Origin of the sequence: Motilibacter deserti (assembly GCF_011250635.1) — a bacterium.
Taxonomy (GTDB): domain Bacteria; phylum Actinomycetota; class Actinomycetes; order Motilibacterales; family Motilibacteraceae; genus Motilibacter_A; species Motilibacter_A deserti.
This window is the reverse complement of the sequence record NZ_JAANNP010000001.1, coordinates 1,045,771-1,071,713: the sequence shown is the minus strand read 5'-3', so window position 1 is coordinate 1,071,713 and position 25,943 is coordinate 1,045,771. Positions and strand designations below refer to the sequence as shown.

General features: G+C 75.3%; 24 protein-coding genes and 1 pseudogene. 10 read left to right on the top strand and 15 right to left on the bottom strand.

Annotation, left to right across the window (positions count from 1 at the left end; translation table 11 throughout):
- Positions 1–148 precede the first annotated feature (148 nt).
- Positions 149–658 carry a putative immunity protein gene (locus G9H71_RS04975; protein ID WP_166278659.1) on the top strand — a complete coding sequence of 170 codons (510 nt, stop codon included), beginning with the start codon at positions 149–151 and terminating at the stop codon, positions 656–658.
- 95 nt (positions 659–753) lie between these two features.
- On the opposite strand, the gene G9H71_RS04970 is transcribed toward G9H71_RS04975, so the two are convergent.
- Positions 754–1,536, bottom strand: coding sequence for a CPBP family intramembrane glutamic endopeptidase (locus tag G9H71_RS04970; RefSeq protein WP_166278656.1), 783 nt, complete (start codon positions 1,534–1,536; stop codon positions 754–756).
- A 338-nt stretch (positions 1,537–1,874) separates the two neighbouring features.
- Here G9H71_RS04970 and G9H71_RS24930 point away from each other — a divergent pair, with 338 nt between their 5' ends.
- Entirely contained in the window at positions 1,875–4,343 is a 2,469-nt protein-coding gene (locus G9H71_RS24930) for an amidase (RefSeq protein ID WP_166278653.1), read from the top strand.
- A 129-nt stretch (positions 4,344–4,472) separates the two neighbouring features.
- On the opposite strand, the gene G9H71_RS04960 is transcribed toward G9H71_RS24930, so the two are convergent.
- Positions 4,473–5,276, bottom strand: a complete 804-nt coding sequence (locus tag G9H71_RS04960; RefSeq protein ID WP_166278651.1) for a HEAT repeat domain-containing protein — start codon at positions 5,274–5,276, stop codon at positions 4,473–4,475.
- A 104-nt stretch (positions 5,277–5,380) separates the two neighbouring features.
- Positions 5,381–5,806, bottom strand: a complete 426-nt coding sequence (locus tag G9H71_RS04955) for a hypothetical protein (protein WP_166278648.1) — start codon at positions 5,804–5,806, stop codon at positions 5,381–5,383.
- Positions 5,807–5,990: 184 nt separating this feature from the next.
- Between G9H71_RS04955 and G9H71_RS04950 the strand changes: the two genes are divergently transcribed.
- The gene (locus G9H71_RS04950; protein ID WP_166278645.1) at positions 5,991–7,070 is read left to right on the top strand and encodes a GGDEF domain-containing protein; all 1,080 of its coding nucleotides are present in this window, start codon (positions 5,991–5,993) and stop codon (positions 7,068–7,070) included.
- 36 nt (positions 7,071–7,106) lie between these two features.
- Here G9H71_RS04950 and G9H71_RS23445 read toward each other — a convergent pair whose 3' ends face one another.
- From G9H71_RS23445 to G9H71_RS04940, 3 genes are read right to left on the bottom strand one after another with little or no spacing between them, the layout of a single operon-like run.
- Positions 7,107–7,841 (bottom strand): class I SAM-dependent methyltransferase, encoded by a 735-nt coding sequence (locus G9H71_RS23445; RefSeq protein WP_331272753.1) that lies wholly within the window; start codon positions 7,839–7,841, stop codon positions 7,107–7,109.
- Positions 7,838–8,977 carry a glycosyltransferase gene (locus G9H71_RS23440; protein WP_331272752.1) on the bottom strand — a complete coding sequence of 380 codons (1,140 nt, stop codon included), beginning with the start codon at positions 8,975–8,977 and terminating at the stop codon, positions 7,838–7,840. The genes G9H71_RS23445 and G9H71_RS23440 overlap by 4 nt, the downstream gene beginning before the upstream one ends.
- A gap of 8 nt (positions 8,978–8,985) precedes the next feature.
- The gene (locus tag G9H71_RS04940) at positions 8,986–10,053 is read right to left on the bottom strand and encodes a hypothetical protein (RefSeq protein WP_166278642.1); all 1,068 of its coding nucleotides are present in this window, start codon (positions 10,051–10,053) and stop codon (positions 8,986–8,988) included.
- A 108-nt stretch (positions 10,054–10,161) separates the two neighbouring features.
- Here G9H71_RS04940 and G9H71_RS04935 point away from each other — a divergent pair, with 108 nt between their 5' ends.
- The 3 genes from G9H71_RS04935 (at position 10,162) to G9H71_RS04925 (ending at position 13,670) form a co-directional block, all read left to right on the top strand.
- The gene (locus tag G9H71_RS04935; protein WP_166278639.1) at positions 10,162–11,148 is read left to right on the top strand and encodes a lysylphosphatidylglycerol synthase domain-containing protein; all 987 of its coding nucleotides are present in this window, start codon (positions 10,162–10,164) and stop codon (positions 11,146–11,148) included.
- A gap of 28 nt (positions 11,149–11,176) precedes the next feature.
- Entirely contained in the window at positions 11,177–12,253 is a 1,077-nt protein-coding gene (gene manB, locus G9H71_RS04930) for a mannose-1-phosphate guanylyltransferase (RefSeq protein WP_166278636.1), read from the top strand.
- A 73-nt stretch (positions 12,254–12,326) separates the two neighbouring features.
- Positions 12,327–13,670, top strand: a complete 1,344-nt coding sequence (locus G9H71_RS04925) for a WD40 repeat domain-containing protein (protein WP_166278633.1) — start codon at positions 12,327–12,329, stop codon at positions 13,668–13,670.
- Between the two features lie 18 nt (positions 13,671–13,688).
- Here the strand turns inward: G9H71_RS04925 and G9H71_RS04920 are convergent, their stop codons facing one another.
- The 5 genes from G9H71_RS04920 to G9H71_RS04900 form a co-directional block, all read right to left on the bottom strand.
- A complete protein-coding gene (locus G9H71_RS04920) occupies positions 13,689–15,182 on the bottom strand; it encodes a peroxidase family protein (protein ID WP_166278630.1) in 1,494 nt (497 codons plus the stop codon).
- Positions 15,183–15,285: 103 nt separating this feature from the next.
- Complete coding sequence (locus G9H71_RS04915) at positions 15,286–15,963, bottom strand: hypothetical protein (RefSeq protein ID WP_166278627.1); 678 nt, start codon at positions 15,961–15,963, stop codon at positions 15,286–15,288.
- Positions 15,964–16,097: 134 nt separating this feature from the next.
- Positions 16,098–16,766: a hypothetical protein gene (locus tag G9H71_RS04910; RefSeq protein WP_231134023.1), complete on the bottom strand. Its 669-nt coding sequence runs from the start codon at positions 16,764–16,766 to the stop codon at positions 16,098–16,100.
- Positions 16,760–17,569, bottom strand: coding sequence for an ABC transporter ATP-binding protein (locus G9H71_RS04905; RefSeq protein WP_166278621.1), 810 nt, complete (start codon positions 17,567–17,569; stop codon positions 16,760–16,762). The genes G9H71_RS04910 and G9H71_RS04905 overlap by 7 nt, the downstream gene beginning before the upstream one ends.
- Positions 17,570–17,655: 86 nt before the next feature.
- Positions 17,656–18,390 (bottom strand): DUF3105 domain-containing protein, encoded by a 735-nt coding sequence (locus G9H71_RS04900; protein ID WP_166278618.1) that lies wholly within the window; start codon positions 18,388–18,390, stop codon positions 17,656–17,658.
- Positions 18,391–18,507: 117 nt separating this feature from the next.
- Between G9H71_RS04900 and G9H71_RS04895 the strand changes: the two genes are divergently transcribed.
- Together G9H71_RS04895 and G9H71_RS04890 are read left to right on the top strand one after the other, a co-directional pair.
- The gene (locus G9H71_RS04895) at positions 18,508–19,518 is read left to right on the top strand and encodes a DNA-3-methyladenine glycosylase family protein (protein WP_231134022.1); all 1,011 of its coding nucleotides are present in this window, start codon (positions 18,508–18,510) and stop codon (positions 19,516–19,518) included.
- Positions 19,519–19,677: 159 nt separating this feature from the next.
- Positions 19,678–21,144 carry a GH1 family beta-glucosidase gene (locus G9H71_RS04890; protein ID WP_166278615.1) on the top strand — a complete coding sequence of 489 codons (1,467 nt, stop codon included), beginning with the start codon at positions 19,678–19,680 and terminating at the stop codon, positions 21,142–21,144.
- A gap of 6 nt (positions 21,145–21,150) precedes the next feature.
- Here the strand turns inward: G9H71_RS04890 and G9H71_RS04885 are convergent, their stop codons facing one another.
- On the bottom strand, positions 21,151–21,645 hold the full coding sequence (locus tag G9H71_RS04885; protein ID WP_166278612.1) for a DUF427 domain-containing protein: 495 nt from the start codon (positions 21,643–21,645) through the stop codon (positions 21,151–21,153).
- A gap of 244 nt (positions 21,646–21,889) precedes the next feature.
- Here G9H71_RS04885 and G9H71_RS04880 point away from each other — a divergent pair, with 244 nt between their 5' ends.
- Complete coding sequence (locus tag G9H71_RS04880) at positions 21,890–22,138, top strand: PspC domain-containing protein (RefSeq protein WP_166278609.1); 249 nt, start codon at positions 21,890–21,892, stop codon at positions 22,136–22,138.
- A gap of 131 nt (positions 22,139–22,269) precedes the next feature.
- Here G9H71_RS04880 and G9H71_RS25455 read toward each other — a convergent pair.
- The 3 genes and pseudogenes from G9H71_RS25455 to cofD form a co-directional block, all read right to left on the bottom strand.
- Positions 22,270–22,480: pseudogene (locus G9H71_RS25455) on the bottom strand (helix-turn-helix domain-containing protein); the annotation flags it as partial.
- A gap of 350 nt (positions 22,481–22,830) precedes the next feature.
- The gene (locus G9H71_RS04870) at positions 22,831–24,153 is read right to left on the bottom strand and encodes a coenzyme F420-0:L-glutamate ligase (protein WP_331272751.1); all 1,323 of its coding nucleotides are present in this window, start codon (positions 24,151–24,153) and stop codon (positions 22,831–22,833) included.
- Positions 24,150–25,151 carry a 2-phospho-L-lactate transferase gene (cofD, locus tag G9H71_RS23055; RefSeq protein ID WP_331272750.1) on the bottom strand — a complete coding sequence of 334 codons (1,002 nt, stop codon included), beginning with the start codon at positions 25,149–25,151 and terminating at the stop codon, positions 24,150–24,152. The genes G9H71_RS04870 and cofD overlap by 4 nt, the downstream gene beginning before the upstream one ends.
- Positions 25,152–25,596: 445 nt before the next feature.
- Between cofD and G9H71_RS24925 the strand changes: the two genes are divergently transcribed.
- Positions 25,597–25,854, top strand: coding sequence for a WhiB family transcriptional regulator (locus G9H71_RS24925; protein WP_166279137.1), 258 nt, complete (start codon positions 25,597–25,599; stop codon positions 25,852–25,854).
- The last annotated feature ends 89 nt before the right edge of the window (positions 25,855–25,943 follow it).

Here is a 25,943-nt window from a genome sequence, read left to right as displayed (position 1 = left end):
GGAGTATGCCCTGCCGTCGACTAGTTGCTGCGGCAACATCCGGCCATGCCGCCGACGTGGCGCGGCCGCGGGTGCCCGGTCCTGCCGATGACCGCTGGCTGTAGCGGAAGGTTGGCCCCGGCTGCCCCGCTGCTGGCAGGCTGGTCACGTGATCCTCCCGAAGGTCCGCGACCCGCGACTGGTCACGATCCGCCGCGGCGGAGAACTCACCGACGAGGATCATCAGCTCCTCGCCCTGTGGGCCGCTGACTGCGCCGAACACGTGCTGCACCTTTTCGAGGCCGAACAGCCCTCGGACACCCGCCCACGCGATGCCGTCGAGGCAGCACGCGCCTGGGCCGTCGGCAGCGTGCAGATGATGGACGCCCGAGCTCGCGGTGGGCACGCGATGGGAGCGGCTCGCCCGCTCCGGGGGGCTGCCCGCTGCGCCGCCTACGCCGCCGGCCAGGCCGCGTGCGTGCCTCACGTGCCCGAGCACGACCTCGGCGCCGCCGCCTACGCGATCAAGGCGGCGCGGGCAGCGGCCACGGCCGGTCCCACCACCGGACGGCTGGAGCGCGACTGGCAGCGCGAGCGGCTCCCGGAGCGCATCCGGGAGCTGGTGCTCGAAGACCAAGCCAGACGCAACGCGATCTGCTGGTCCGTCTTCGACGACTGACGACACCTCACGGTCTTGCCGCCGACGTGGCGTGACGGGCTGGCTCTCCTACGGAGGTGCGGACGCTCGATCGCGAGCGGATGACGTCGCCGAACTCAGGTCGGTGTCGGGTCGATGGAGCGGCGGCGGGCAAGGACCAGGACCGCGCAGGCGAGGTAGGCGAGGATCGCGGCTAGAGCGCCGACGTACGCCTCCTGGTCGACGAGGATGACCGTTCCGGTCAGGATCGAGAAGTCGAACAATCCGTGAATGACGGAGTTGAGCCAGTTGCCGCCGGACGCGCGCCGGATCAGGTAGAAGAAGTAGCCGGCGAAGCTGACTGCGATGGCCTGGGGCACGGCCTGTGCCCCGCGGCTGCCCAGCGCGTTGACGATGTGCACCGCGCCGAACACCATGCTCGACCACAGGGCCACTTTGCCTTCGGACAGGCCGTGGTCGCGCAATGTGGTGACGCCGATGCCGCGGAACATGCCTTCCTCGCCCCAGCCGACCAGCTGTGTCGCGATGAGCAGCGCGAGCACGTAGCCAACGGTTTTGTCCCCCAGGGCGGCGTAGTCGATCGCGAGCGCGATGCAGACCACGAAGATGACCGGCACCGCCCAGACCCACCGGCGCACCGGCCGGTCGTCGCGCAGGACCGGGCGCCACCAGCCGAGTACTGCGACGACGGCATAGGTGAACAGCAGGGCCAGCCCTAGCGGCACCCACATGGTGAGCTGCACGCCCCGGGTGGTTGTCAGCTCGTCGTCCAGGTCGGCGACAGCTCTGACGAGCCTCCCCACGCCGGCGATGATGGCCAGGTAGGCCACCACGACAGCGCCGAACGCTGCGTACGACAGCGCGCGCCTGGGACGAGTACCGCTTACGTCCACCGTCATGCCCCTCGTCAGGCCCTCGCGGCCCCGCGTGGACCCGCCTGAGGATCTTCGCCGCTCGCCTCCACGCGGAACAACCTGAATGACCCGCCAACGCCTCGGCAGCGACTGGCCCCCTCGGCGACGCGGCCAGTCGTTGACGATCTTGACTCGGGCGACATGGGCAGGCGCCCGCGCTCCACGACTCCAAAGCCAGCCACTCCGCGGCGTTGATCCGGACCCACTGCAGCCGTAACCCCGGCGACATGTCCCGTCACGGCCCGGCAACACGCAGCTGCGAGTGTGCCGTCCGCCCGATCGGATGACGAGATGCCGGTCTCGCATGCTGAGGAGAGCATTTCGTGAAGCGTACGCTGCAGGCGACGTCGTTGGCCGTCGCCGCGCTCTCGGCCGCCGTGGTCCTCGTGCCTCCGGGTTCAGCGGGGGCGTTCACCTACGTGACCGACGCCGCCGGCACCGCCTGGGGCATCCAGGACGCGGCTCCGCCCGGCGCCGACACCGGCAGCATCCGGGCCACCCAGACCGGCACCGGGGTGCTCGCGGCGTACTCCACCTTGCTCAACGGGTACGGCGGCATCCGCGTCCGGGTCGACTCCCCGGCCGCGCCCCGCTTCAACGGGGAGCTGATGCGCGGGTTCGGGCTCAAGCAGACCGCGGAGGGCCGGTTCACGACGACCCGGTCGGTCAACCTCGGCGGGGTCACGATCTCGCGCGACATCGCCATCGAGCAGGCGGGCTCCTACGGGCGCTGGCTCGACACGTTCACGAACACCACGCACCAGCCGCTCACTGTCGAGGTCGCCTTCGGCGGGCAGACCGGCTACGGCGCCACCGGCACGAACGCCAGCCGGGTCGTGGCGACGTCGGACGGCGACGCCGCGGTGACGACCGGAGACACGTGGACCGCCACGGCCAGCGGGACGTCGGCGACCGGCGCGACGACCGGCGGCCCGAGCGCCACGGTGGTGGGCAAGTTCGACCGCACGGGCAACTGGCTGCGCGACACCTTCACTCAGCCGATGGGCACCACGGGCCACGCGGCGAACTTCCCGGCGTACGTGAACACGTTGACGCTCCCGGCCCGCACCAGCGCCTCGCTGCTGCACTACGTCGTCGTCGGCAGGCCGGTCACCGCCGCGACGCTCGCGGGGGAGCTCGCCACGGTGTCGCGGGTTGCCGGCACCCTCGCCGCGACGCCGATGCTCGACGGCCTGTCCCACAACCAGGTGTGCACGATCGCGAACGTCCCGGCGGCCCGCACCAGCGACTGCCGGGGCCGCGACACCACGCGGGTCAACCAGCCGAACGACGGCAAGGCCCCGAAGCTGGAGACCAAGTCGTCCTACGACGTCGTGGACAAGACGATCGGCGAGATGCAGGCGGACATGGAGGCCGGCCGCACCACGTCGAAGGAGATCACGCAGGCCTACCTCGACCGCATCTCCGCCTACGACGAGGGCCAGTTCGGGTTCAACGCCTTCACCACCGTGGCGAGCGACGCGCTGAAGCAGGCCGCCGCCGCGGACCAGAAGCGGCGCGCCGGTGCCAAGAGCGCGCTGCTCGGCATCCCGATCGCGGTGAAGGACCTCTACGACACCAAGGACATGCCGACCACGAACGGCTCGCTCACCTTCGAGGGCTTCCGCCCGAAGGACGACGCCTACCAGGTGGCGCAGCTGCGCAAGGCCGGCGCGATCATCATCGGCAAGGCCAGCATGGAGGAGTACGCCACCAGCGGCAGCTACTCCGACAGCGCCTATGGCACCGTCTGGAACGCCTTCGACCCCTCCCGCTCGGCGCTCGCCTCCTCCGGCGGCTCGGCCGTGGCGACGGCGACGAGCATGACCGCGGCAGCGCTGGGCTCCCAGACCGGTGACTCCCTGTACGCCCCGGCGAGCGCCGCGAGCCTGGTGACCCTGCGCGGCACCGACGGGATGCAGTCCGACCGTGGCGTGATGCCGCTGAGCTGGCTGCAGGACTACGCCGGCGCGATGACCCGCTCGGTGTCGGACCTGGCCGACATCCTCAACGCCGTCTCCGGCACCGACCCGCTCAACCCGGAGACCGCCGAGGCCAGCAGCCACCGGCCGGCGGACTGGCGCTCTGTCCTGCAGGCCGACGCCCTCAAGGGCAAGCGCATCGGCTACCTGCCCTCGGCCTGGGTCGACCCCTACGGCACGTCGACCACGATCGACGCGTCGAAGGCCGCCCTGGCCCAGCTGAAGGCCGCCGGCGCCGAGATCGTCGAGCTGCCCGCCGGGCCGACGGCGCCCTCGCGCCCGAGCGGCGACGTGAACTACGAGGGCTGGGCGCGCTACATCGCCTCGCACCCCGAGCTGGACACCCAGCTCGGCATCGACTCGCCGGCCGATGTCGTGTGCTCGCAGAAGAAGCTGCCCTACACCCGCTACCCGACCAGCTACTGCGACGGCCGGACGCGGATGACCGAGGCCCAGGCCACCGCCTGGCGCAACTACCGGACGCAGTACCAGAAGAACATCGCCGCGTGGATGGACACCTACCGGCTGGACGCGGTCGTCTACCCGGGCCTGCTGTCCGAGATCAGCCTCAACGACGGCGGCGGCAACCGCTCGAGCTTCGGACGGCAGGACACCCCCTCCGGCAGCTCCGGCGTCCCGACGATCGCGTTCCCCGCCGGCACGGACGCCAACGGCGCCCCGATCAACCTCCAGCTGCTGGGCCGGGCATGGTCCGACGCCCAGCTGGTCGGGATGGCGTACGCCTTCGAGAACGTCGCCGACGGCCACGTCGCCCCCGACACCGTCCCGGCGCTGAAGGTCCGCCGCTAGAGCGTCACCACGAGCGAGACCGGCGCCCCTCGCTGCTCACGACGCCCGGACACCCTTGCGGATGTCCGGGCGTCGTGCGGCCCGGGGCCGGTGAGGCGGCGCGGCCCGCGACCGCTCGTGCCGGCGGTCTCAGCTCGGGGCCGGGCAGCACGCTGCGATGGCGCGCTCCAACAGGTCTGGGAACGCCTCGTCCGACCATCCCTCGCGCTCCAGCTGCCGGAGCGCGGTGCAGCACGAGGGCTGCGCATACGCCTCCGCCGCGGACACCACCAGGTTGCCGACGTCGCCCTGCTCGACCCGCTGCTCGATGAGGCCCGGGACGCGTGGGTCGCCTCGTCGAGCCAGCCCCACGAGGGCCTCCCCGGCGGTCTCGCCCTCGGGGTCCTGCAGCCGAGCCGCCAGGGCGGCACGCACCTGCGCCCCGTCCACCGTCGTCTTCACCCCGAGCCCGAACGTCGCCCAGTCCCGCACGTCGCCGTCTGCGTCCTGCATGAGCTGGATCAACGTGTGCACGGCGACCTCCGGGCCCCCGTCCGCAGCGGCGATCATCTCGGGCAGCCCGTAGGCCACCTGCCAACGGACGTCGCCGTCCGCGTCCTGCGCGAACGCGCACAGAGGCCCGGCCGCGTCCGGATGCCCTGAGCCGGCGAGCAGGTGCGCGGCGGACCAGCGCGTGTCCTCGTCCGGGTCGGCGTGCAGCCCGCGGGTCAGGGCGACCGCGAGCGGGACCAGGCGCTCGTCGGCCTGGATCAACACAGCGAGCGCGTCGAGCCCCACCTGCCGTTCGTCGCCGATGGGCGAGCGAGCGAGCAGAGCGGCCTCCCTTTCCAGCCGCTCGGCGCCCAACTCCTCCAGCGCGCGCCCGAGCGCCGCGAACCGTGCGTCGGCGTCCTCGACGGCTTCCCACGACGCGGCCGCCAGCAACGGGTGCATCGCAGCATCGTGGACCACGTCCGTCCCGGCAGCAACGGCCGCGGATGCCGCCCTCACGACGCGGCCCGAGGGGAGCACGTCCTGCTTCCGACCGCGGTGGCGGGTCACCCGGTCAGCGCGTACGCGAGCGCCGCCGCTGCGCAGACGAACGCCCCATCGAGCCGTACGCCGTCAGCACGACGAAGGCGACGTTCGAGCCCGGGGCTGCGGCCCTCCCGGCCGAGCCGGCCGTGCGCCGGACCCGCGACGAGCGCGGTCGCGAGGGCGGCGCAGCCGGCGCCAGCTGTCGAGAGCAACAGCAGCGGGTCGTGCGGCCCGGCGGCGAGGGCCCAGAGGCAAGCGGCCGCCAGCAGGCCGTAGACCAGAGCCACGACCGGGGTGACCCGCCGCCCGTGAGCGGAGTGCGCCCGCGCCCAGTCGGCCTCGGAGACCTCGGTCAGAGCCGGGTAGACGACGGCGGTCACGGTCAGCTGGAAGCCGAGGTGCAGGCAGGCGGCGGCGAGCAGGGCGTCCGGTGCGGGAAGGGCCACCGCAACAGCCTGGCCTCCGCTCGCGCGGGCCGCAGTGCGGTGCGTGCCGCACGACCAGGTTTCGCCGGCTACGGCACGTTCCCGCCACAAGGAAGCCGCTGCCGCGCCGAGGTCGCGACAGCGTCGGAGATGTCACCCGGCCGGATCACTAAGGTCGGCCTCTCGGGGCGCCGACAGGGGCCGCATGACGGCAACGGCTGGCGCCCTCGACGCGGGACCTGATGACCTGCGCCCGTTGCGCCTGGCGCCGGCGCGGCTCGGTGCCGGCCTCGTGCTCACCTGCGCCGCGCTGGTGCTGTCGACGCACTGGCTGCTCTCGCCCGGGCGCCAGCTCCTCGTCACCGCCGCCGTCGCCCAGGTCGTGGCCCTTGGCATCGCTGCGCTGGCCCTGCTGCTGCCGTGGCGCACGCTGCCTCCGGTGGCACTGCTGGGCTTCCCCGTGCTCGGGATGGCGGCGCTCGCCGTGACGGGCATGGCTCACGGCTCGGCGCCGATTAACGCGGCGTACAACGGCCTGTTCACCCTCGCGGCGACCTACGCCGGCCTCACCCAGAGCCGCCGTGCCGCGCTGGCCTTCGTGCCCGCGATGCTGCCGCTGTACGTCCTGTCCAACGGCGGGGTGTCCGGCCCCCTCCTTGCCCGTCTCCCCGGCGCGCTCACGGTGTGGACCCTGCTCGCCCTGCTCCTGGCGGACTTCGCCGCGCGGCACCGGCGCAACGGGATGCTGCTGCGCCGCGAGGCCGACACCGACGCGCTCACCGGCCTGCACAACCGCCGGCGGCTCGACGTCGACCTCGGGCTGCTCCAGCCGGGGGACGCCGTCACGATGCTCGACCTGGACCACTTCAAGCGCCTCAACGACACCCTCGGCCACGCGGGCGGGGACGCGGTGCTGAGCCAGTTCGGCAGCGCCGTCCGCGCGGTGCTCCGCCAGCGCGACGTCGCCTACCGCTACGGCGGCGAGGAGGTCATGCTCGTGCTGCCCGAGACGTCCAGCGGCGAAGCCGCTCGGCTCGTCGAGCGACTGTCCACGGTGTGGTCCGCGGCCTGCCCGGGTGTCACGTTCTCCGGCGGGGTCGCCACCCGGACCAGCGGGGAGCGTCCCCAGGACACGGCGGCCCGCGCCGACCATGCGCTCTACGAGGCCAAGCGCCGGGGGCGCGACCGCGTCCTCATGCACGAGCCCCCGCACCTGGACGTACCGACGAGCACGCGGCCCGTGCCGCTGGCCGACCTCGTGAAGGACCCGGCGGCCGCGGGCTGAGGAGACCGACCGGCCCGCGGCGCCCCGACAAGCGCGTCAGGCCGGCCTGCGCGCCCGCACCACGATCCCCGGCCCCCGCGTCGGGAACGCGCGCTGCGCGACGCGGAACGGCCGGGTGCCGACCCGGATCAGCGCGCTCTGCCACGTCTCGGACGGCTGCAGGTAGCGCCCGCTGTGCCCCGACCGCTCCGCCATCGACCCGGCCGCGGCGAGCTTGCGCGCGCTGAGCGCGTCGCGGGCGGCCTCCAACGCGTAGCCGAGCGGGGCGCCGTAGAGCCGCAGGTCCACGTCGTCGAGCCCGGCCTCGCGCAGCAGCAGGCGCAGCGCGGGCGGGTCGTAGCGCCGGTAGTGGCCGACGAGCTCGTCGGCGGCGCCGAAGCGGTGCTGGTACGCCGGCACCGACAGCAGCAGCGAGCCGCCGGGCCGCAGCCGGTCGACCCAGGAGGCCAGCGCGCCGCGGTCGTCCTCGATGTGCTCGAGCACCTCGAACGCGCACACCAGGTCGAAGCGCTCGTCCGGCGCGAGCGTCTCCAGCGACCCGTGCCGCACCGCCCCGCCGGCCGCGCCGACGCGCTCGACGGCCACGGCGTACGACCGGTCGTCCGGCTCGACCCCGACGTAGCGCCCGAGCGCGGCGAGCCGGGCCCCGGCAGCACCTTGGCCGCACCCGACCTCGAGCACGTCGAGCGGGCGCTCGGCCGGGAGCAGCCGCGAGACCGTGTCCCAGCGGAGCCAGGCGTTGGCGGTGAGCGGGGGCAGCTGCGTCGTCACGACGCCGATCCTTCCAGGCCGCCCGCGCCGGCCCCTGTGGTGAGCACCGCGACCAGCGGCAGGACGACCCGCTCGGGGCGGAACGCGCGTTCCGCGAGCTCGCGCGCCGCGGCCCGCTTCTCCCGCAGCAGCATGCGGTCTCCGGCCAGTGCCCGCAGCGCGTCCGCGAGCGCCTCCGCGTTGCCGGGCGGCACCAGGAGCGCCGCGTCCCCGAGCATGCGCCGCTGGGGGTCGGTGTCGGAGCTGACGACCGCGCAGCCGGCCGCCGCACCCTGGAAGACCTTGTTCGGCACCACGCGCAGCGCCTTGGGGCCGGTGCCGAAGATCCCGAGGCAGACATCCGCCGCCGCCACGAGCCGGGGGAGGTCCTCCGGGGCGGCCCAGTCCTGCCACGTCACGGAGGCGGAGCCGCCCGCCGCGGCCCGCGCGGCCTCGAGCTCCTGCCCGGTGCCGTAGAGCGTGGCCTCGACGGGCTCGCCCGCGAGCAGGGCGAGCGCCTGACCGACGACCGGGGCGCCCTGCAGCGGGGTGAAGAGGCCGAAGAACACGACGCGCAGCGGGTCCTCGACACCAGAAGCAGTGTTCGCCGCAGCGGACTGTGCGAACCATGCGTCAGGCGCTCCCACCGCCACGACCACGCCTCGACGCCGGTGCTCCGGGGGCAGCGTGCCGAGGTGCTCCTCCGTGTCGACGACCACGACGTCGGCCGCCGACAGCGCGGCGGCGTCGAGCGACCGCAGCAGGCGCTGCTTGACGCCGCCGGACTCGCCGCGGTCGAGCGCCGTGTCGCTCGCGCCGATGAGGTGGTCGAGCACGATCCGTGAGCGCGGGAAGAGCCGGCGGGCCAGCAGCACGTCGAAGTGGCCGAGGTAGCCGACCACCACGACGTCCGGCGCCGACGCGCCGCGCAGCCGCCGCGCCCGCCACGCCAGGGACGCCCACCGCGAGAGCAGCGTGAGCGCGAACCCGGGCAGCCGCCACGGCTGGCGGAGCACGGCGACGCGGCCGGCGGTGCCGATGCCCAGCGGCGCGTTCAGCTGGCGGACGTCGAGCCCGTGCCGGGCGAGGCCGGTGGCGAGCACCCCGACCCGGGGATGGGCACGGACGTCGTACGTGCCGAAGAACAGGACGCGCACGGCGCGGCTCAGCGCGCCGGCAGCAGCGTGACGGTGCGCGAGGACCCGCTGACCCGCACGGTGCCGCCGGCCTTCGGGGCGAGCGACCGGACGTTGACGGCCCAGCTGCCGGTGGCGCCGGCCGTCGCGCGTACCGTCCGCGCCGCCCGGCCACGCTGGCTGACCGTGAGGGAGACCTTCGTCCCCGGCAGCGCGGTGCCGCGCAGAGCCGCGACGCCCGCCCTGGTCACGCGCACGCTGCCGACCGGCTTGACCGGGCAGACGATGTCGACGCTGATCTCGCCCGGCTCGGCGAACGACTGCGCCAGCACGACCGGCCCGGTGCCGCCGGTCGACGACGGCTCGGAGCACCGGCGGCGCGCCTGCCCGGACGTCGCCGCCCCGCCGGCGACGGCCCAGACGGGGAGCGCCGCGAGGTCGGCTGCCTGCTTCTGCCGGGCGGCGGTGGGCGCCACGAGCGAGCGCCAGTGGGCCGCGAGGACGTAGACGCCGACCGAGCTGGCCGTGCCGCTCGCGCGGAGCGCGTCACGGACGCCGCGCAGCACCGCGGCGTTGAGGTCCGGGCGCGCGTCGTTCCACGTCGCGTCGTCCTCGATGTCGATCCACCACTGGGCCTTCTGCCCGCTGGCGAGCCCGCCGGCGCGCGCCCACGCCACGGCCTGCCGCGCACCGACCCAGCCGTAGTCGTACGCGCAGCCCACGGTGTTGCCGCCGTTGCACGCCTTCGGGCCGCCCTTGCCCCAGTAGACGCCGCCGGGGCCGGGGTTGGCCGGCGTGAGGTAGAGCTGCGGGGCGCCGGGCAGGGACTTCGCCCACGACCACTGCCGGGCGAAGTCCCCGTTGACCAGGCCGAAGTTGCCGCCGTTGACGTTGACCACGCCGAACCGCGCCCGGCTGGCGTCGGGGAGCGCGTCGCCCGTCTGCTCCTTGCTCACGTCGACCCCCACGGTCCCGGGCACCGCCACCGGGCGCAGCCCCGCGGCGGAAGCGGTCCCGGGCGAAGCGGCCAGCGGCGCCACGAGGGCGGCGGCGAGGCCGGCGCGCAGGGCGTACGAGCGGAGGGTCGAGCGGGGCACGGGGCCTCCTGTCCGGGACGGGGGCAGGCCGGGCGGGCGCCGTCCCCGTCGCCGGCGCCAGCCGCAGGCTAACCCGCGGCTAGGCTCGTGCCGGTGAGGAGCGAACGGGTGCGCGCGCTTCTCGGCAGCCGCTGGGTGCGCGTGGCGTTCCTCGCCGCGGTCGTCGCGTTCGCCGCGTACGCCGTCGCCTCCCAGTGGGGCGAGGTCTCCGAGTCGCTGGCCGAGCTCGCGCCGCTGACGCTGGCAGGCGCGCTGCTGGCGGTCCTGGTCGGGCTGGTCGGCAGCATGCTGGCCTACCGCGCGCTCCTCGCGGACATGGGCTCGCCGCTGCCGGTGCCCGCGGCGGCGCGCATCTTCTTCGTCGGCCAGCTCGGCAAGTACCTCCCCGGCTCGCTGTGGCCGGTTCTCGCGCAGATGGAGATGGGGCGCGACGCCGGGGTGCCGCGCCGGCGCAGCGCGTCCGCGATCGCGCTGACGATCCTCGTCTACCTCGGCGCGGGCCTGCTGGTGGGCGCGGTCGCGCTGCCGTTCGCGAGCGACGAGGCGGCGGGCTACCGCTGGGTGGTGCTGCTCGCGCCGCTCTTCCTGCTGCTGCTCCACCCCGGGGTGCTCAACCCGCTGCTCACGCGTGTGCTGACGCTCGCCCGGCGCGAGCCGCCGGAGCAGCCGCTGACCGGCCGCGGGACGATGACTGCCTTCGCCTGGTCGGTCGTGTCGTGGGTGGCGTTCGGGCTGCACGTCGAGCTGCTTGCGGTGGACCTCGGTGCGCCGGCGGGCCGGACGCTCCCGCTCGCGGTGGGCGGCTTCGCGCTGGCCTGGTGCGCGGGGTTCCTGCTCATCGTCGCGCCGGCCGGCGCGGGCGCGCGCGAGGTCGCGCTGGTGGCACTGCTGTCGCCGGTGCTCGCCACGCACGACGGCACCGCGGTCGCGCTGGTGTCCCGCCTGCTCATGACCGCCGGGGACGTGGTCACCGCCGGCGCGGCGGCGCTCGGCTGGCGCGCCGGGCGCGGGGCGTCGCTCGACGGTGCGGGGGCGGCGGCCTGGGAGGATGGCGCCGGAGCGCCGGGGCACCCCCGGCGCCAGCGCGAACGGTGAGGCCGACCGGCCTTCTGGGAGGGGACCCATGCTCGAGGCCATCCTGCTCGTCGGTGGCAAGGGGACACGGCTGCGGCCGCTGACCCTGACCTGCGCGAAGCCGATGATCCCGACCGCCGGGGTCCCGTTCCTGACCCACCAGCTCGCCCGGGCCGCAGCGGCCGGCGTGGAGCACGTCGTGCTCGCCACGTCGTACCGCGCGGAGACGTTCTCCGCCCACTTCGGCGACGGGTCCCAGCTCGGGCTGCGCATCTCGTATGTCACCGAGACCGAGCCGCTCGGCACCGGGGGCGGCATCCGCAACGTCGCCGGCCTGCTCGAGAGCGGGCCGGACGACCCGGTCGTCATCTTCAACGGCGACGTGCTGTCCGGGCACGACATCGGCGCCCAGCTGGCGCTGCACCGCGAGCACGACGCCGACGTGACGCTGCACCTGACCGAGGTCGACGACCCGCGCGCGTTCGGCTGCGTGCCGCTCGACGACGACGGCAGGGTCCTCGAGTTCCTCGAGAAGACGCCGGACCCGCCGACGAACCGCATCAACGCCGGCTGCTACGTCTTCCGCCGCTCGGTCATCGACGCGATCCCGGCCGGCAAGGTCGTCTCGGTCGAGCGCGAGACGTTCCCTGGGCTGCTCGAGGCGGGGGCGCCGGTCTACGGCTACGTCGAGCGGGCGTACTGGCTCGACCTCGGCACGCCCGAGGCGTTCGTGAAGGGCTCGCGCGACCTGGTCCTCGGCACGATCGCGTCGACCGCGCTGCCCGGCCCGGTGGGGGAGCGGCTCGTCCTCGAGGGGGCGCACGTCGCGGCCGACGCCCAGGTGACCGGCGGCTCGACGGTCGGGGCCGGTGCGACGGTCGGGGCGGGAGCGGTCGTCGACGGCAGCGTGCTGCTCGACGGCGCCGTGGTCGAGGACGGCGCGGTGGTCCGCAGCTCGGTCGTCGGCGCGGGCGCCGCGGTGGGCCGCGAGACGGTGCTCGACGGCGTGGTCGTGGGCGAGGCCGCCCGGATCGGCGCGCACAACGAGCTGCTCGCCGGCGCGCGGGTGTGGGCGGGGGCCGAGCTCCCGGAGAAGGCGGTGCGGTTCAGCAGCGACGCGTCCTGAGGGGGAGCCGCGACAGAACCTCCGGCGCACGCTGGCGCGTCCTCCTGGCAGTCGACGTCGGGGGGACGCAGTGGTGGGGGACGGGGCTGCACCGGGGCCACCGGGGGAGGCTGCGCCCTGGCGGCTACGGCTCGCGGCGCTCCTGGCGCTGACGGCCTTCCTCGCGTGGGCGCTCTCGGCGTGCCTCGTCGGGCTGGACGCCGAGCGGACGCGGGACGACGGCGGCCCGCTGGGCCTGCCCGACCGGCTGCACAACCCCGGCTGGCTCACCCCGGACAACGACGAGGGCCCGCGGGGGCGGGCGGCCGTCGTGATGAACGGTTCGCAGTTCCCGTACGTCGGGCTGGGCGACACCAACGCCGCGGCGCTCGTGGGGCCGGGGGGCGACCGCATGACCGAGCGGCAGGGCCGTGACGAGTGGCATCCGGGCGAGGACCTGCTGCTGTCCCCGGACGGCACCCGCACGGTGAGCCCGGCCGGCCGGTCCGGCTACGCCGCCTCGGTCGACGTGCAGGACCTGCGGACGGGCCGGCACCGCGAGGTGCCGATGCCCGGCGCCGCCCCCGCTGACGGCGAGTTCGTCCCCTCCGGCTGGTCGGTCCTGGCGTGGATGCCGGACGGGGACGGGTTGGTGCTGGCCGGGCCGGCCGGCGGGCTCGGCGTGCTCGACCTGGCGACCGGGACGTTCCAGCGCGTCGCAGACCACGCGGCGGGCCTGGTCCCGGGCAGCGCGGTGGCCGTGCGCGGGGACGGGCGGCGGATCGCGTACGTCGTGGAGGGGCAGCTGGTCGTCGTGGACGTGGCCGACGGCTGGACCGCGCTGCAGGCCACGCTCCCGCCCGGGGCGCAGCTGGGGGGCAAGGCCGCCTGGTCCCCGGACGGGGAGTCCGTCGCGGTGTCGGTGCCGTCCGGGCCGCCGCCGGCCCGGCGCTGGACGTTCCGCCTCGTCGACGCGTCGACGGGCGCGCTGCGGCCGGCCGCGTTCCCGACCGTGGGCGACGCCGTGACGCTGCGCGCGGTCGGCTGGCGCGCGGGCGACCGGGTCGTCGCCATCGCCTACCGGCCCGAGGACTACGCCACGCAGCCGACGGACACCGACACCGGCTTCGCCGTCGTACGCCGCGCCGACCTGGTCGAGGTGACGGCCGGCGCGTCGTCGGCACGCACCCTGCTCCGCCCGCCGTGGCAGACGCTGGCGATGGACGTCGCCCAGCAGGCCGCCGCCAGCGGGCTGACGTTCACGAGCCCCGACCCGCCCCCGGTCCACCTGGGCCGCGCCACCTCCGCCGTCGTCGGGCTGGCGTCGGCCGCGCTGCTCCTCGCCGTGCTGCGTCGCCTCGTGCTCCTCCTCGCCCGGCTGCTCGACGGCCCGGCCGCGTCCCCGGTGACGACACCTGTCGTCGCGATCAGCGATTGACGATGCGTGCATGCAACCTCAGGGGAGGGCTGCCACCACCCCGGCTGCCTGCAGCAGGTCCGTGACCCCGAACTCGCCGTCGCTGCCGTACGTCGGCCGCCAGTCCGGGTCCTGCTGCAGGTAGGACTGCGGATCGCCCGCGATGAGGCCGAAGATCACCTCGGCGACGATGCGCCCGCCGACGGCGCCGAGGTGCTGGCCGTCGGCCTGCACGTCGGCCTCGCGCAGCACGTAGAACCACAACGGGGTGCGGCTCTCGAGGTGGACCTCGCGCAGGTCCTCGAGGTCGGCGGGGGCAAGGACGGGCAGCCGCATCGCCGCCGCGATCCGCTGCCCCGAGGGGACGCACATGGTCAGGTTGCGCAGCAGGTTGCGCGTCGCGAGCGAGGTCGGCTGGCCGGCCGGCTGGCCGAGCAGGTCGAACAGGACCGAGGAGAGCGTGGTGTCGATCCGCTTGTTGTGCCGCGACCGCCCGTCGCCGAAGTCGAAGAAGGTCTGCCAGTCGATGAAGCGCCGCGGCGCCCGCTTCCCTCCGCGCAGGTCCGGCGGGTCGTCGCCGTCCGGTGCGGTCGGGTCGAAGATCAGCCCGAAGAACTGCTGCGCCGGGTCCGTGACGCTCGTGCCGAAGTTCGCCCGGTAGCTCGGCCGCACCTGCGAGTGCCCGAAGCGGTAGGCCGCCACCGAGAACTCCACGGGGACGTACGGGTCGTTGTGCCAGGTGTAGTGCTTCGGGCCGTTGTGCAGGACGTCGTCGGCGGTCGCTTGGCCGACGGTCTTCGGCAGGAACTCGTGCAGGATCATCCACTGGTAGTGCCAGCGCACGGTCCGCTGCGCCTCCGCGAAGACCTCGTCGAGCGTGTAGCCCGCTCCGAGCTCGGCCTTGACGTCCTGCACGACCCGGTTGTGGAAGCGCAGGACCGCCAGGTGGAACTGGGAGACGACGAGGTTCTCGTCGTTGCGCGGGTCGCCGGTCAGCGGCACGTTCTGCCGGTTGCGCGGCAGGTCGTACCTCGTCGTGCCTTCGACGGACACCGCCGCGGACCCCGGGCACTCGTCCACGAGCATCGTCGTCCGCCCGGCGTCCACGGACTGGTCGTAGAGATGGGGCGAGCAGACCGGCCCGCCGCCGTAGACGCTGTCGAGGTCCAGCGCCGGGACGCGGAAGTTGCGGATCGCCTCCGGGTCCTGGCGCCGGGCGAGGCTGGACGTCGGGTCGAAGGTCATGTCGTGGTCGACGAACTGCCCGACGAAGGTCATGCCCGCGGTGGCCGCCGGGTTGTCGGGGTTCCGCAGGCTCTTCGCGGGATCCGTGATGAGGGTGACCGGGTCGCTCAGGTCGTCCTGCGCGTCCATCGGGCCGCCGCGCGCGCCCAGCTCGGCGAGCGCGTCGCGCATCAGCGGCGTGTCGGGCGCGAAGGGCGGCAGCGTGGGGAAGAGGCGGCCGAACCTGCCGGTGTCGTAGAACCTCGACCGTGGCGTCGACTCGCCCAGCTGTGCGTGTCCGTGCGGCATGGCCTGCCCCTCCCGATCGCAGAACGGTGGGTCGTCCGCTCCTGCAGAGGCGAGGGGCCGGGGCGGTGATACACGCCGGCTCCGTGCACCACCGCCCCCGCGCTCAGCCGCGCGGCGCGCGCACCTTCTCACGGTGGGTCTCCCGCAGGCCCTTGGCGCTGTAGTTGACCTTGTCCGCCTCGACCAGCGCCGAGATGCGGTGGCCGAGGTCCTCCGGCTTGATTCGGTAGGTCTCGCCCGTGACGTAGTAGTCCGGGTTGCCCTGCGGGTGGATCTCCTTCCCGTCACGCATCCAGGTGATGTAGAAGTCGTCGGGGCTGGGCGTCCACGTGCCCGGGTCCACCGTCAGCAGCTGGCCGACCTCGAAGGCCCCGCTGATCGTCGGGCGCACGACGTTGTCCAGCGGCCGCCCGCCCCGCGTCCAGCGCACGACGCTCGTCCGGGTCGCGGTGCCGGAGCCGTTCGTGGCCTGCACCCGGCAGCTGACCGCGCCGGACCACGGCATGTCGCCGGTGAGCAGGTGCTCCGGCGACGCCTGGTCCGCGAGCACCGTCGTGCCGTTGACCAGCCACGTGTAGCGGACGCGGTCCGCACCACGGACGACGGCCGCGCAGGTCAGCAGCGTGTCGGGGCGCATCTTCCCCGCGACCTTGACCGACTTCACGGTCGGCGCGGCGGACGCCGTCGCTGCGGACGCGGGCAGCGCCCCGGCGGCGAGGAGCGGCACGAGCGCGACGCCGAGCGCGCTGCGGCTGACGGTGCGGTGGCGTACCTGCTTCACGAATTTCCCCCTGTCCGGCGTGCACGGTGCACGCGACGGGGCCGGAGTCTAGGCAGCGGCGGTGACAGAGCCTTCCCGACCGCTCGAGCGACGGCCGATGCCGGCAGCGAGATTCGCGTCTTCTGTCTCGGCCTTTAGGAGGGCGCGCCGGTCCCGTAGCTGTTGCGGCGGTGGGCCACGACCGCGCCGGCGCAGGTGAGCACGAGCCCCCATCCGGCCGCCGCGAGGCCCCAGGCGGCCGCGTCCGCGAGCCCCGCGGACCGGGCGTTCAGCCCGCGCAGCAGCGGCCCGAGCGGGGTCGCCGGCGGGACGGTGAAGGCGAGGACGAGCGCGCCCACGGCGACGGCGAGGCAGAGCGCCCGGTCGCGCAGCACGGGCGGCGACGCCAGCGCGCCGACGCCGCCGCCGACGAGGACCGCGGCCAGATGGGCGAGCAGTCCGACCGCGAGCGTGCGGGAGGCCGCCGGGTGCGGTCCCGCGGCCCAGCCCCAGCCGACCGCGAGGGCCACGAGCGGCAGCGACGCCACGAGCCCGGCCGCGGCCTGCAGCCCGTGCAGCCGGGCTGCGCCGCCCGCGGCGGCCGCCAGCAGCGAGGTGGTCGAGCGGTCGGTGACGAAGCCGGTGAGCACGATCCAGAGCGCGACCGCGCAGAGAGCGCCGGCCGTCGAGGCGTACGCCGGCAGCGGCGGGCCGGCGTCCGAGGCGTAGACCGCGGCGAGCAGCGCGGCGTACACGGTCCAGGCGGCGAGGCACCGCCGCGAGGACACGAGCAGCCGCAGCAGGACCAGCAGCAGGCTCACCACGCGTCCACGTCCTCGACCAGGCGCCGCACCTCGAGCCCGGCGTCGAGGGCCGCGCGCAGCACGGCGGGCAGCGCAGGCTCGGGGACGCGGGCGCGCAGCAGGCCCTCGGCGGCCGCCTGGACCGTCGCGCCGGCCGCCGCGAGAGGTGCGGCCAGCACGGCGCCGGCACGCGCGGACGGGAAGACGTCGAGCAGGTACGCCGGCGGCGCCGGCTCCAGCGCGGCCAGCCGGCCGTCCGTCAGGGCGAGGCAGTCCACCCCCGGGACCGGACGGTGCGCGGTCAGCACCACGACGCTGCTGCCGGCGGCGAGGCCGCGGACGAGGTCGAGGGCGGCACCGAGGGCGTCGGCGTCGATGCCGGAGAACGGCTCGTCGAGCACGACGAGCACCGGGCGCAGCGCCGCGGCGACCGCGAGGTGGGCCTTCTGCAGGCTGCCCTTGCTCAGCTGGTCGAGCGGGGCGTCGGGCGGCCCGCCGAGCGAGAGCGCGTCGAGCGCGGGCGCGACCCGGGACGCGGCGCCGGTGCGCGCCGCGGGCGGGGCGAGGCGGGGCGCGAGCGCGCGGGCGAGCCGGGAGGCGTCGAGGCCGGGCGGGGCGGGAGGCCGCTCGGGCAGGAAGAACGCCGAGCGCGCGGGGCGGCGTACGTCCCCGGCGTCGGGCCGGTCCACCCCGGCGAGGACGCGCGCGAGCACGGACTTGCCGGCGCCGTTGCGCGCGACGACGGCGGTCAGCGAGCCCGCCACGAAGCGGGCCGAGCAGTCGAGGAGGACGTCGCGCCCGCCGACCCGGCGGCGCACGGACACGGCCTCGAGCGCGGGCGCAGACGCGTCCGCCGCCCGGCCCCGGGCAGGGGCGGGCGGCGGACGGTGCGTGCCGGGCAGCGGACCGGTCAGGACGCGTTGGGCTCCGGGGCGTCGGTGCGCGGGTACTTCTTGATGAAGCTCTCGAACGCCTCGCCGGACAGCTCGCCGCAGTACTGGCGGTGGCCCATCTGCTTGTCGCCGCCGCCCCAGTGCGAGAAGGCGACGTGCTTGCCGTCCGGGAACGCGCCACGGGAGGCGTCCCACGGGACGACCTTGATCTTGCCGGCGGCCTCGTCCATCGCGGCGGCGCGGGTGGCCAGCCCCTCGAGGACGTCGCGCTGGTCGCTGCCGACCGTGTCGTCGTACCAGAGGATGTTGTAGCCGTGCTCGAGGTTGTGGACGAGCTGCTCGACCGGCGGGACGTCCTCGGTCGTGTAGAAGTTGCGGCCGGTGATGTCCCAGTTGGCGAGGTGCTCGCCGGACGTGGGCGGGGCGGTCGCGTACTCCACCGTCGTCTTGTCCGGCTGGTCGGTGCCGGGGCCGATGTGGACCGCGCTGCCGGTGGCCTCCTCGGAGATGATCTCGTCGCAGGAGGCGGCCGCCGCGCTCGCGCCGAAGGTCGAGAACGCCTTCGACGCCGGGTCGTTGGCCCGCTCCCGGAGGAAGCCGAAGGTCGCGACGCCGACCAGCGCGATCGCGACCACGCCGGCGATGCCGACGAAGAGCAGGGTCTTGCGACGCTCGGCCGAGCGCTGCTCGCGGCGCATGGCCTCGAGCGTCTCCTTGCGCGACTTCTCCGAGCCCCGCGTCCTGCTGCTCACTCATGCTCCTCTCGACCCGGCCGGAGCCGGCCGGTTCGCTTGCGCTGTGCGTGTAGACCGGGTGACACCCTACGGAGAGAAAGCACTTCCGGCCGAAGCTTCGACGAGGATGGGGACGTGCAGCAGGCGCTCGAGAGTTCCCGGACCGTCGCTGAACGCAGCGCCCAGCTGCCGCAGCCATGCGGCGAGGCCGCCCGTTCGTGGGCTTCGCCACACCCGGTCGACCTGTCCGTCGTGCTCGGGCCGATGCGCCGCGGCTCCGGCGACCCGACGTGGGCGCGGACGCCGGACGGGGCGCTCTGGCGCGGCGTACGCACTCCCGAGGGCCCGGCGTCCCTGCGCCTGCTGACGCGCCCGCAGGACGCCCTTGTGGACGCGCGCGCCTGGGGGCCGGGCGCCGGCTGGGCGCTGGACAGCGTGCCCGGGCTGCTGGGCGTCGACGACGACCCGGCGGGGTTCGAGCCGCGCCACCCGCTGCTGGTCGAGGCCTACCGGCGCTGGCCCGGATGGCGGGCACCGCGGTCGCGGCGCGTGATGGAGGCCCTCGTCCCGGCGATCCTCGAGCAGAAGGTCACCAGCACCGAGGCGCGGTGGGCCTGGCGCGACCTCGTGCGGTGGTACGGCGAGCCGGCTCCCGGTCCGGCGCCGGAGGGGCTGCGGGTGCCGCCGGGCCCCGAGCAGTGGCTCCGCGTGCCGTCCTGGGACTGGCACCGGGCCGGGGTCGACGGCAAGCGGTCGCGGGCGGTGCTGTCGGCCTGCGCCGTCGCGCACAAGCTCGAGGCGACGACGCAGGACCTGCCCCGCCGGGTCGGCGGGGAGATGTCCGTCGCCGAGCGGGCGCTGCGCTCCGTCGTCGGGATCGGCGTGTGGACGGCGGCGGAGACGCTGCAGCGCTCGCACGGCGACGCGGACTCCCCGTCCGTCGGTGACCTGCACGTCCCGGGGCTCGTCGGCCACGCGCTCGTCGGCCAGAAGGTCGACGACGCGGGGATGCTCGAGCTGCTCGAGCCCTACGCCGGGCACCGCCAGCGGGCCGTGCGCCTGATCGAGCTGGCGGCGGGCGCCGGCCTGGTGCGGGTGCCGCGGCGGGCGCCGCGCTTCGCCCCGCGCGACTTCCGCCGCTTGTGACGAGGCCTTTCGCCGGCCCTTCGTCCGCTATCCGTGCTTGACCTGCGAAGCAGCGCGCGGGGAGAGTCTTTCGGAAGCGGTTCCGGCGGCGGTGCTCGTCGCCGTCCCGTCGCCGCGCCGATGCCCGTCCCACGCCGAGGGAGAGCGAGTGACGAGCTCATGACCGCCGAGGCCGTCCGGCCGACGCCCGAGCCTGCGCCGGAGCCTGCGCCAGCGGGCGGGCGGGGCTTCCCGGCCGGGTTCCGCTGGGGTGCCGCCACCGCGGCGTACCAGGTCGAGGGGGCGGTCGACGCCGACGGGCGGGGGCCGTCGATCTGGGACACCTTCAGCGCGCTGCCGGGCAAGGTCGCCGGCGGCGACACGGGGGCGGTGGCCGCCGACCACTACGCCCGCTACCGCGACGACGTCGCGCTCATGGGCCGGCTGGGCCTCACCGACTACCGCTTCTCGGTGGCCTGGCCGCGCGTCGTCCCGGACGGCTCGGGGGTCGTCAACGCCAAGGGGCTCGACTTCTACAGCCGGCTCGTGGACGCGCTGCTCGACGCGGGCATCGCGCCGGTGGCCACGCTCTACCACTGGGACCTCCCGCAGCGGCTCGAGGACGCCGGCGGCTGGGGCGCCCGGGACACGGCCTACCGCTTCGCCGACTACGCCGCGGCGGTCGCCCGCAAGCTAGGCGACCGGGTCGGGACCTGGACGACGCTCAACGAGCCGTGGTGCACGGCGTTCCTCGGCTACGGCTCGGGCGTGCACGCGCCCGGCCGCACGGACGGCGCGACGGCCCTGCGCGCCGCCCACCACCTCAACCTCGCCCACGGCCTCGCGATGGGCGCGATCGCACCCCACGTCGGCGGTGCCGAGCGCGGCGTGACGCTCAACGTGCACGCGGTGCGCCCGGGCTCCTCCGACCCGGCCGACGTCGACGCCGCGCGGCGGGTCGACGCGGTCGGCAACCGCGTCTTCCTCGGGCCGCTCCTCGCGGGGGAGTACCCCGCCGACCTGCTGGAGGACACCGCCGCCGTGACGGACTGGTCGTTCGTCCGCGACGGCGACCTCGACGCGGCGCGCAGCTCCCCGGTCACGATGCTCGGGGTCAACTACTACAACCCGGTCGCGGTCCGCGCCTTCGACCCCACCTCCGGCCGCGCCCCGTCCCTCGCCGACGGCCACGGGCCGCGGGCCGCGTCACCCTGGCCCGGGTGCGAGGGGGTCGAGTTCGTGCCGCTGCCGGGGCCGTACACCGCGATGGGCTGGCCCGTCGACGAGTCCGGGCTGTACGACGTGCTGGCCCGGGTGGCGCGGGACGCGCCGGGGCTGCCGGTCATGGTCACCGAGAACGGCGCCGCCTTCGACGACGAGGTGTCCGCCGACCGGCGCGTGCACGACCCGCTGCGCGTCGACTACCTCCGCCGGCACCTCGAGGCGGTGCACCGCGCGATCGCCGACGGCGTCGACGTGCGGGGCTACTTCGTCTGGTCACTGCTGGACAACTTCGAGTGGGCGTACGGCTATCGCAAGCGGTTCGGCATCGTGCACGTCGACTACGCGACCCAACGCCGGACCCCGAAGGACAGTGCGTACTTCTACCGCCGCGTGATCGAGGCGAACGCGCTGCCGGCGGCCTAGCCGCGCTCACCAGCCGGAGGTCCCGGGGGCGCCCTTGAACGGCCCGACGACCCGCGAGGTCACCCACCCGCCGTAGAAGCCCCCCTCCTGCGGCGTCACCTGCTCGCCGTCCACCGTGACGCGGCCCATCCGGCCCGGATAGACCGCGACGTGGCCCTGCAGCGCCTCGAAGCCGGGCGAGGGTGAGGGGTACGTCCAGGCCGCCGCCTCCGCCCGCTCGTCCCCGCCCACGACGGTGAGGTACGCCGCCCGGCCCTTGAACTCACACCACGACGAGCCCGGCGCCGGCTCCAGCGCCCCGTCGGCGAACGCCGTGCGCGGCAGGTAGTAGGTCGGCGGATGGCTGGTCTCCAGAACGCGAATCGCGCTTCTGGTCTCGGCGACGACTGCGCCGCCGAGCTCGATCAGGACGTGCTCGTCGGACGGCTCGACCGCGGGCGGTCGCGGGTAGTCCCACACCGACTCCTGCCCGGGCTGCGGCTCGATGCGTCGGGTCTGCATGAGCGCATCGTGCGACGGCGAGCGGCGCACCGCATCTCGGTGGCTCCGGCTCGGTGGCTCCGTCTCGGTGGCTCCGTCTCGGTGGCTCCGTCTCGGTGGCTTCGTCTCGGTGGCTTCCCGGAGGCGCGGGCCAGCGCCCGTCAGGGGCGGCTCAGGGCGGGGCCAGGGGTGCTCCCCGATGTGCCCGCCCCGCCTCCTCGGCCATCGTCGTAGTCGTCCGCGGACACCACTCTTGGAGGAACCCATGAACAGCATCCACGACCGGCTCCGCCGCGAAGGCCTCGTCCGGGCCGGCTCGGGCCGCGTGCTCGCCGGCGTATGTGCGGGCCTCGGCCGCCGGCTCGGCCTGGACCCGTGGCCCGCCCGTCTGCTCTTCGTGCTCGCGCTGCTGGTGCTGCCCGGCAGTCAGCTGCTGCTCTATCCGCTGCTCTGGGTGCTGATGCCGAGCGAGCGCTCGACGAGCGGGTACGGCGGCCGGGTCGCCGCCGCCTGAGCGGGCTCACGCCGCCAGCAGCGAGGCCTCCGTCGGCGCGCCGGGGCGGGCGTACGGGGGGAGCGGGCGCAGCGCCTGCACGGGGGCGCGCTGCGCCGAGGACCGCAGCTCGAGCACCTGCACCTGGCCGTGCAGCTCACCGAGCAGGTCGGAGAGGCTGAGCCCGAGCGCCGCGCAGACGGCGGCCACGACCTCCGACGACGGCTCCTTGCGGCCGCGCTCGATCTCGGACAGGTAGCCGATGGACACGTCGGCGGCGGCCGCGACGTCGCGCAGCGTCTTGCCCTGCTCGTGACGGGCGCGTCGCAGCGTCGCGCCGAGCAGCCGGCGGAGCAGGATCATCGGGGCCTCCGGAACGGGCGATGGTGGCTGGGGCTCCAGCATGCACCGCGCTGCCCGCCCTGCGTCACGGCGCCACCAGTGCTCGGGGATCACGGGACTTGGCGCACGACACGCCGGTGTCGTTGAGCCGAAGCCCGTGATCACCGCGGGGCGGGGCGTCGGCGGAGACGGGGCGTCGGCGGCAGCAAGGCGTCGGGGGACGTGGCGGGGCGTCGGCGGCAGCAAGGCGTCAGGGGACGTGGCGGGGCGGCGGCGGCAACGGGGCGTCCAGGGACAGGGCGCCGGAGAGACGTGGCGTCGGGCGCGGCGGTGCCCGGCGAGCCGAGCCGCGCGGCCGACGAGCAGAGCCGTCAGCGCACGAGGACGAAGTCGTCCGGGTCGCGCGGCGCGCGCTCGGCCGGGGGCTGTGCCGCGTGCCCGACGGCCACTGCGCCGAGCGGCTCCCAGTCGCCCGCGAGCCCGAGCTCGGCGCGGACGACGTCGGCGCAGAAGAGGGTCGAGGACACCCAGGCCGAGGCCAGCCCCTCGGCCGTCAGCGCGACGAGCAGCGCCTGCACGCCCGCGCCGCCCGCGAGCAGGAACATCGCGCGCTCGGCCGCGGCCCGGCGGGCGTCCGGATAGGCGTGCGCGCCGTCGGCGACCAGGCAGGGGACGACGAGGTAGGGCGCGCGGCGCAGGACGTCGCCCCGGCGTATGCGGCGCTCGATCTCCTCGGCCGGGCGGCCGTCCGCCCGCAGGTCCTGCACCCAGGCCTCGCGCATCGCGTCGAGCAGGCGCACCCGGGCCGGCTCGCTCTCGAGCAGGACGTAGCGCCACGGCGTCGTGTGGTGCGGCGCCGGGGCCGTCAGCGCGGACGCGACCGCACGCCGGACCGCCGCGGGGTCGACGGGCTCGGCCGTGAAGCTGCGGACGGTACGCCGGGCGGGCACGGCCTCCCGGCGGCCCTGGGCGAGGGCCTCGCGGGAGCCGAGGCGGAACATGTCGTCCGCCGAGGGCCGGACCAGCGCGCGGGCGCCGGGCCCGTCGTCGTCCAGCAGCCCGGGCGCGCCGCGGACGACCGTTGCCGGGACGCCGGCGGCCTTGCCCTTCACCAGCTCGGCGGCCGAGGCCAGCTCGTCGACCAGGGCGATGACGGTGGCGTCGAGCCGGCGCCCGCCCGCGTCGGGCGTGCCGCGCAGGTCCAGCGCGGGCAGGACCCCCGCGGCGCCGATCGCGAGGTCGACCTGGCCCTCGCGCCACGTGCGCCCGGCGGTGTCGCTCACGACGACGCCCAGCCGGCGCAGGCCCCGCCGCTCCCGCAGCGCCGCCCGCAGCAGCCGGGCGGAGGCGTCGGGGTCCTCCGGCAGCAGCAGGACGGTGCCCTCGTCGACGTTGCTCGCGTCGACGCCGGCGGCGGCCATGACGAGCCCGTGCCGGGTCTCGACGATCTGGGTCTCGCCGCGGGCCGCGACGACGCGGACCGCCTCCGCGGCGACGGCCTCCGCGCGCGACATCCCCACCCGCAGCCGGCCCTCGGCCTTGGCCACGACCTTGCTCGACACGACGAGCACGTCGCCGTCGAGCAGCTCGGGGGCGTACGCGTCGAGCAGCGCCGCGAGGTCGTCGCCGGCGCGCACCTCGGGCAGGCCGAGGACCGGCACGACGGTCAGCTCCCCGCCCGCGGCCGGCGTCACTGCTCGACCAGCTCCCCGAGCGCGAGCGCCTGGCGGGCGATCTCGGCCGTGGCGGGGACGTCGGTCATCATCAGCGGCACCGCGCGGCACGCGATGCCGGCGGCCGCGACCCGGTCCACGTCCGCGGCGTCGGAGGTGTCCATCAACCACCCGTCGAGCAGGCCCGGGCCGTAGGCCAGCCCGACGCCGGCCGCGGACACGTCGACCCCGATCGCCGGCAGCAGCTTGTCCGCCATGCCGCGGACGACCTGCCCGCCGACGATGGGGGAGACGCCCACCACGGGCGCGAGGCTCTCCTCGATCGCCGTGCGGATGCCCGGCACGGCCAGCACGCTGCCGATCGAGACCACCGGGTTGCTCGGCGGCAGGAGGATGAAGTCGGCTTCGGTGATCGCCTCGAGCACCCCGGGCGCCGGGACGGCGTCCTCGGCCCCGACCGACACGACGGCCTCGACTGCAGGCTCGGCGCGCCAGCGGACCCAGTACTCCTGGAAGTGCACGAGCCGGGGCGCGTCCTCCCCGGGCGGCACGAGCCGCACGTGGGTCTCGACCGGCTGGTCGCTCATGGGCAGAAGCCGCACGCCGCGCCCGGGCAGCTCCCACCGCGCGGCGAGCACGGCGGTCGCCTCTGACAACGTCGCCCCGTCCGCGAGCAGGGCCGTGCGGGTCAGGTGGGTGGCGAGGTCCCGGTCGCCGAGGCCGAACCAGGTGGGGAGGGAGTCGTACTCCGCCAGCTCGTCCTTGACCGTGAAGGTCTCGCCTACGCGGCCCCAGCCGCGCTCGTCGTCGATGCCTCCGCCCAGGGTGTAGAGCACCGTGTCGATGTCGGGGCAGACGCGAAGCCCCCACATCGTGAGGTCGTCGCCGGTGTTGCCGATGACGGTGACCGTCCAGCCCTCACCCGGCGCGCCGGTGCCGCTGGAGTCGGCGAGAGCGGCGAGCAGGCCACGGACGAACCGGGCGCCGCCCGTGCCGCCGGCAGGAACGACGATGCGCACCCGGCCATCCTCGTGCACCCCTGCGGGCGGGCGCGCAGAGGGTGCCCGACGGGCCGGATCCCGGTCCCTACCACCCCCGGGCTTGACGGGAGGGCAGCGACGCGCGTGTAATTTCAGGCGTGTCATTCCGGCGGCCTGACCGGCCCCGGATGCGCTGAGGCCGGAGCCACCGCTCCGGCGGGTCGAGATCAGTGATCGTCCGGGAAGACCGCCCGGCCTACCGGGCCGGGCGTCAGGCAGACGTACGGGAGGCGCAATGCACGAGATCGAGGAGCCCCTGACCCTCGGGCGGCTCGAGGACGTGTCGTGGGGTGCTCCGGCGGCTGTCGACGCCGGCCCCGACCCCCTGGCCGACACCGTCGGCGACGCCCTGGTCGACGCAGGCCCGGCCGCGCGCCCGGAGCTCCGGGAGGTCGCGGACGTCACGCTTTCGGCGGCCGACCCGCTGGCGCTGGTGGAGCTCACGGCGGACGAGCAGGACGAGGAGCTGCGCTGGCAGGAGCGGGCGCTCTGCGCGCAGACCGACCCCGAGGCGTTCTTCCCGGAGAAGGGCGGAAGCACCCGGGAGGCCAAGAAGGTCTGCCTGAGCTGCGAGGTCCGGTCCGAGTGCCTGGACTACGCGCTGGCCCACGACGAGCGCTTCGGCATCTGGGGCGGTCTCTCCGAGCGCGAGCGCCGCAAGCTGCGCCGCCAGGCGGTCTGAGCCGGGGCCCTGGGCGCAGGGCCGGTTGGTCGCGGACGGGAAGCCAGGCGGCCCTGCCGGACGTTGCCCAGGGGCGACCGACCCGAAAG

Excerpts from the sequence above, each read along its gene's own strand:
- G9H71_RS04880 (WP_166278609.1), top strand. The coding sequence starts at position 21,890 with ATGAACAGCATCCACGACCGGCTCCGCCGCGAAGGCCTCGTCCGGGCC.
- G9H71_RS04960 (WP_166278651.1), bottom strand. The coding sequence starts at position 5,276 with ATGCACCCGTTGCTGGCGGCCGCGTCGTGGGAAGCCGTCGAGGACGCC.
- G9H71_RS04885 (WP_166278612.1), bottom strand. The coding sequence starts at position 21,645 with ATGCAGACCCGACGCATCGAGCCGCAGCCCGGGCAGGAGTCGGTGTGG.
- G9H71_RS04950 (WP_166278645.1), top strand. The coding sequence starts at position 5,991 with ATGACGGCAACGGCTGGCGCCCTCGACGCGGGACCTGATGACCTGCGC.
- G9H71_RS04890 (WP_166278615.1), top strand. The coding sequence starts at position 19,678 with ATGACCGCCGAGGCCGTCCGGCCGACGCCCGAGCCTGCGCCGGAGCCT.
- manB (WP_166278636.1), top strand. The coding sequence starts at position 11,177 with ATGCTCGAGGCCATCCTGCTCGTCGGTGGCAAGGGGACACGGCTGCGG.
- G9H71_RS04970 (WP_166278656.1), bottom strand. The coding sequence starts at position 1,536 with ATGACGGTGGACGTAAGCGGTACTCGTCCCAGGCGCGCGCTGTCGTAC.
- G9H71_RS04920 (WP_166278630.1), bottom strand. The coding sequence starts at position 15,182 with ATGCCGCACGGACACGCACAGCTGGGCGAGTCGACGCCACGGTCGAGG.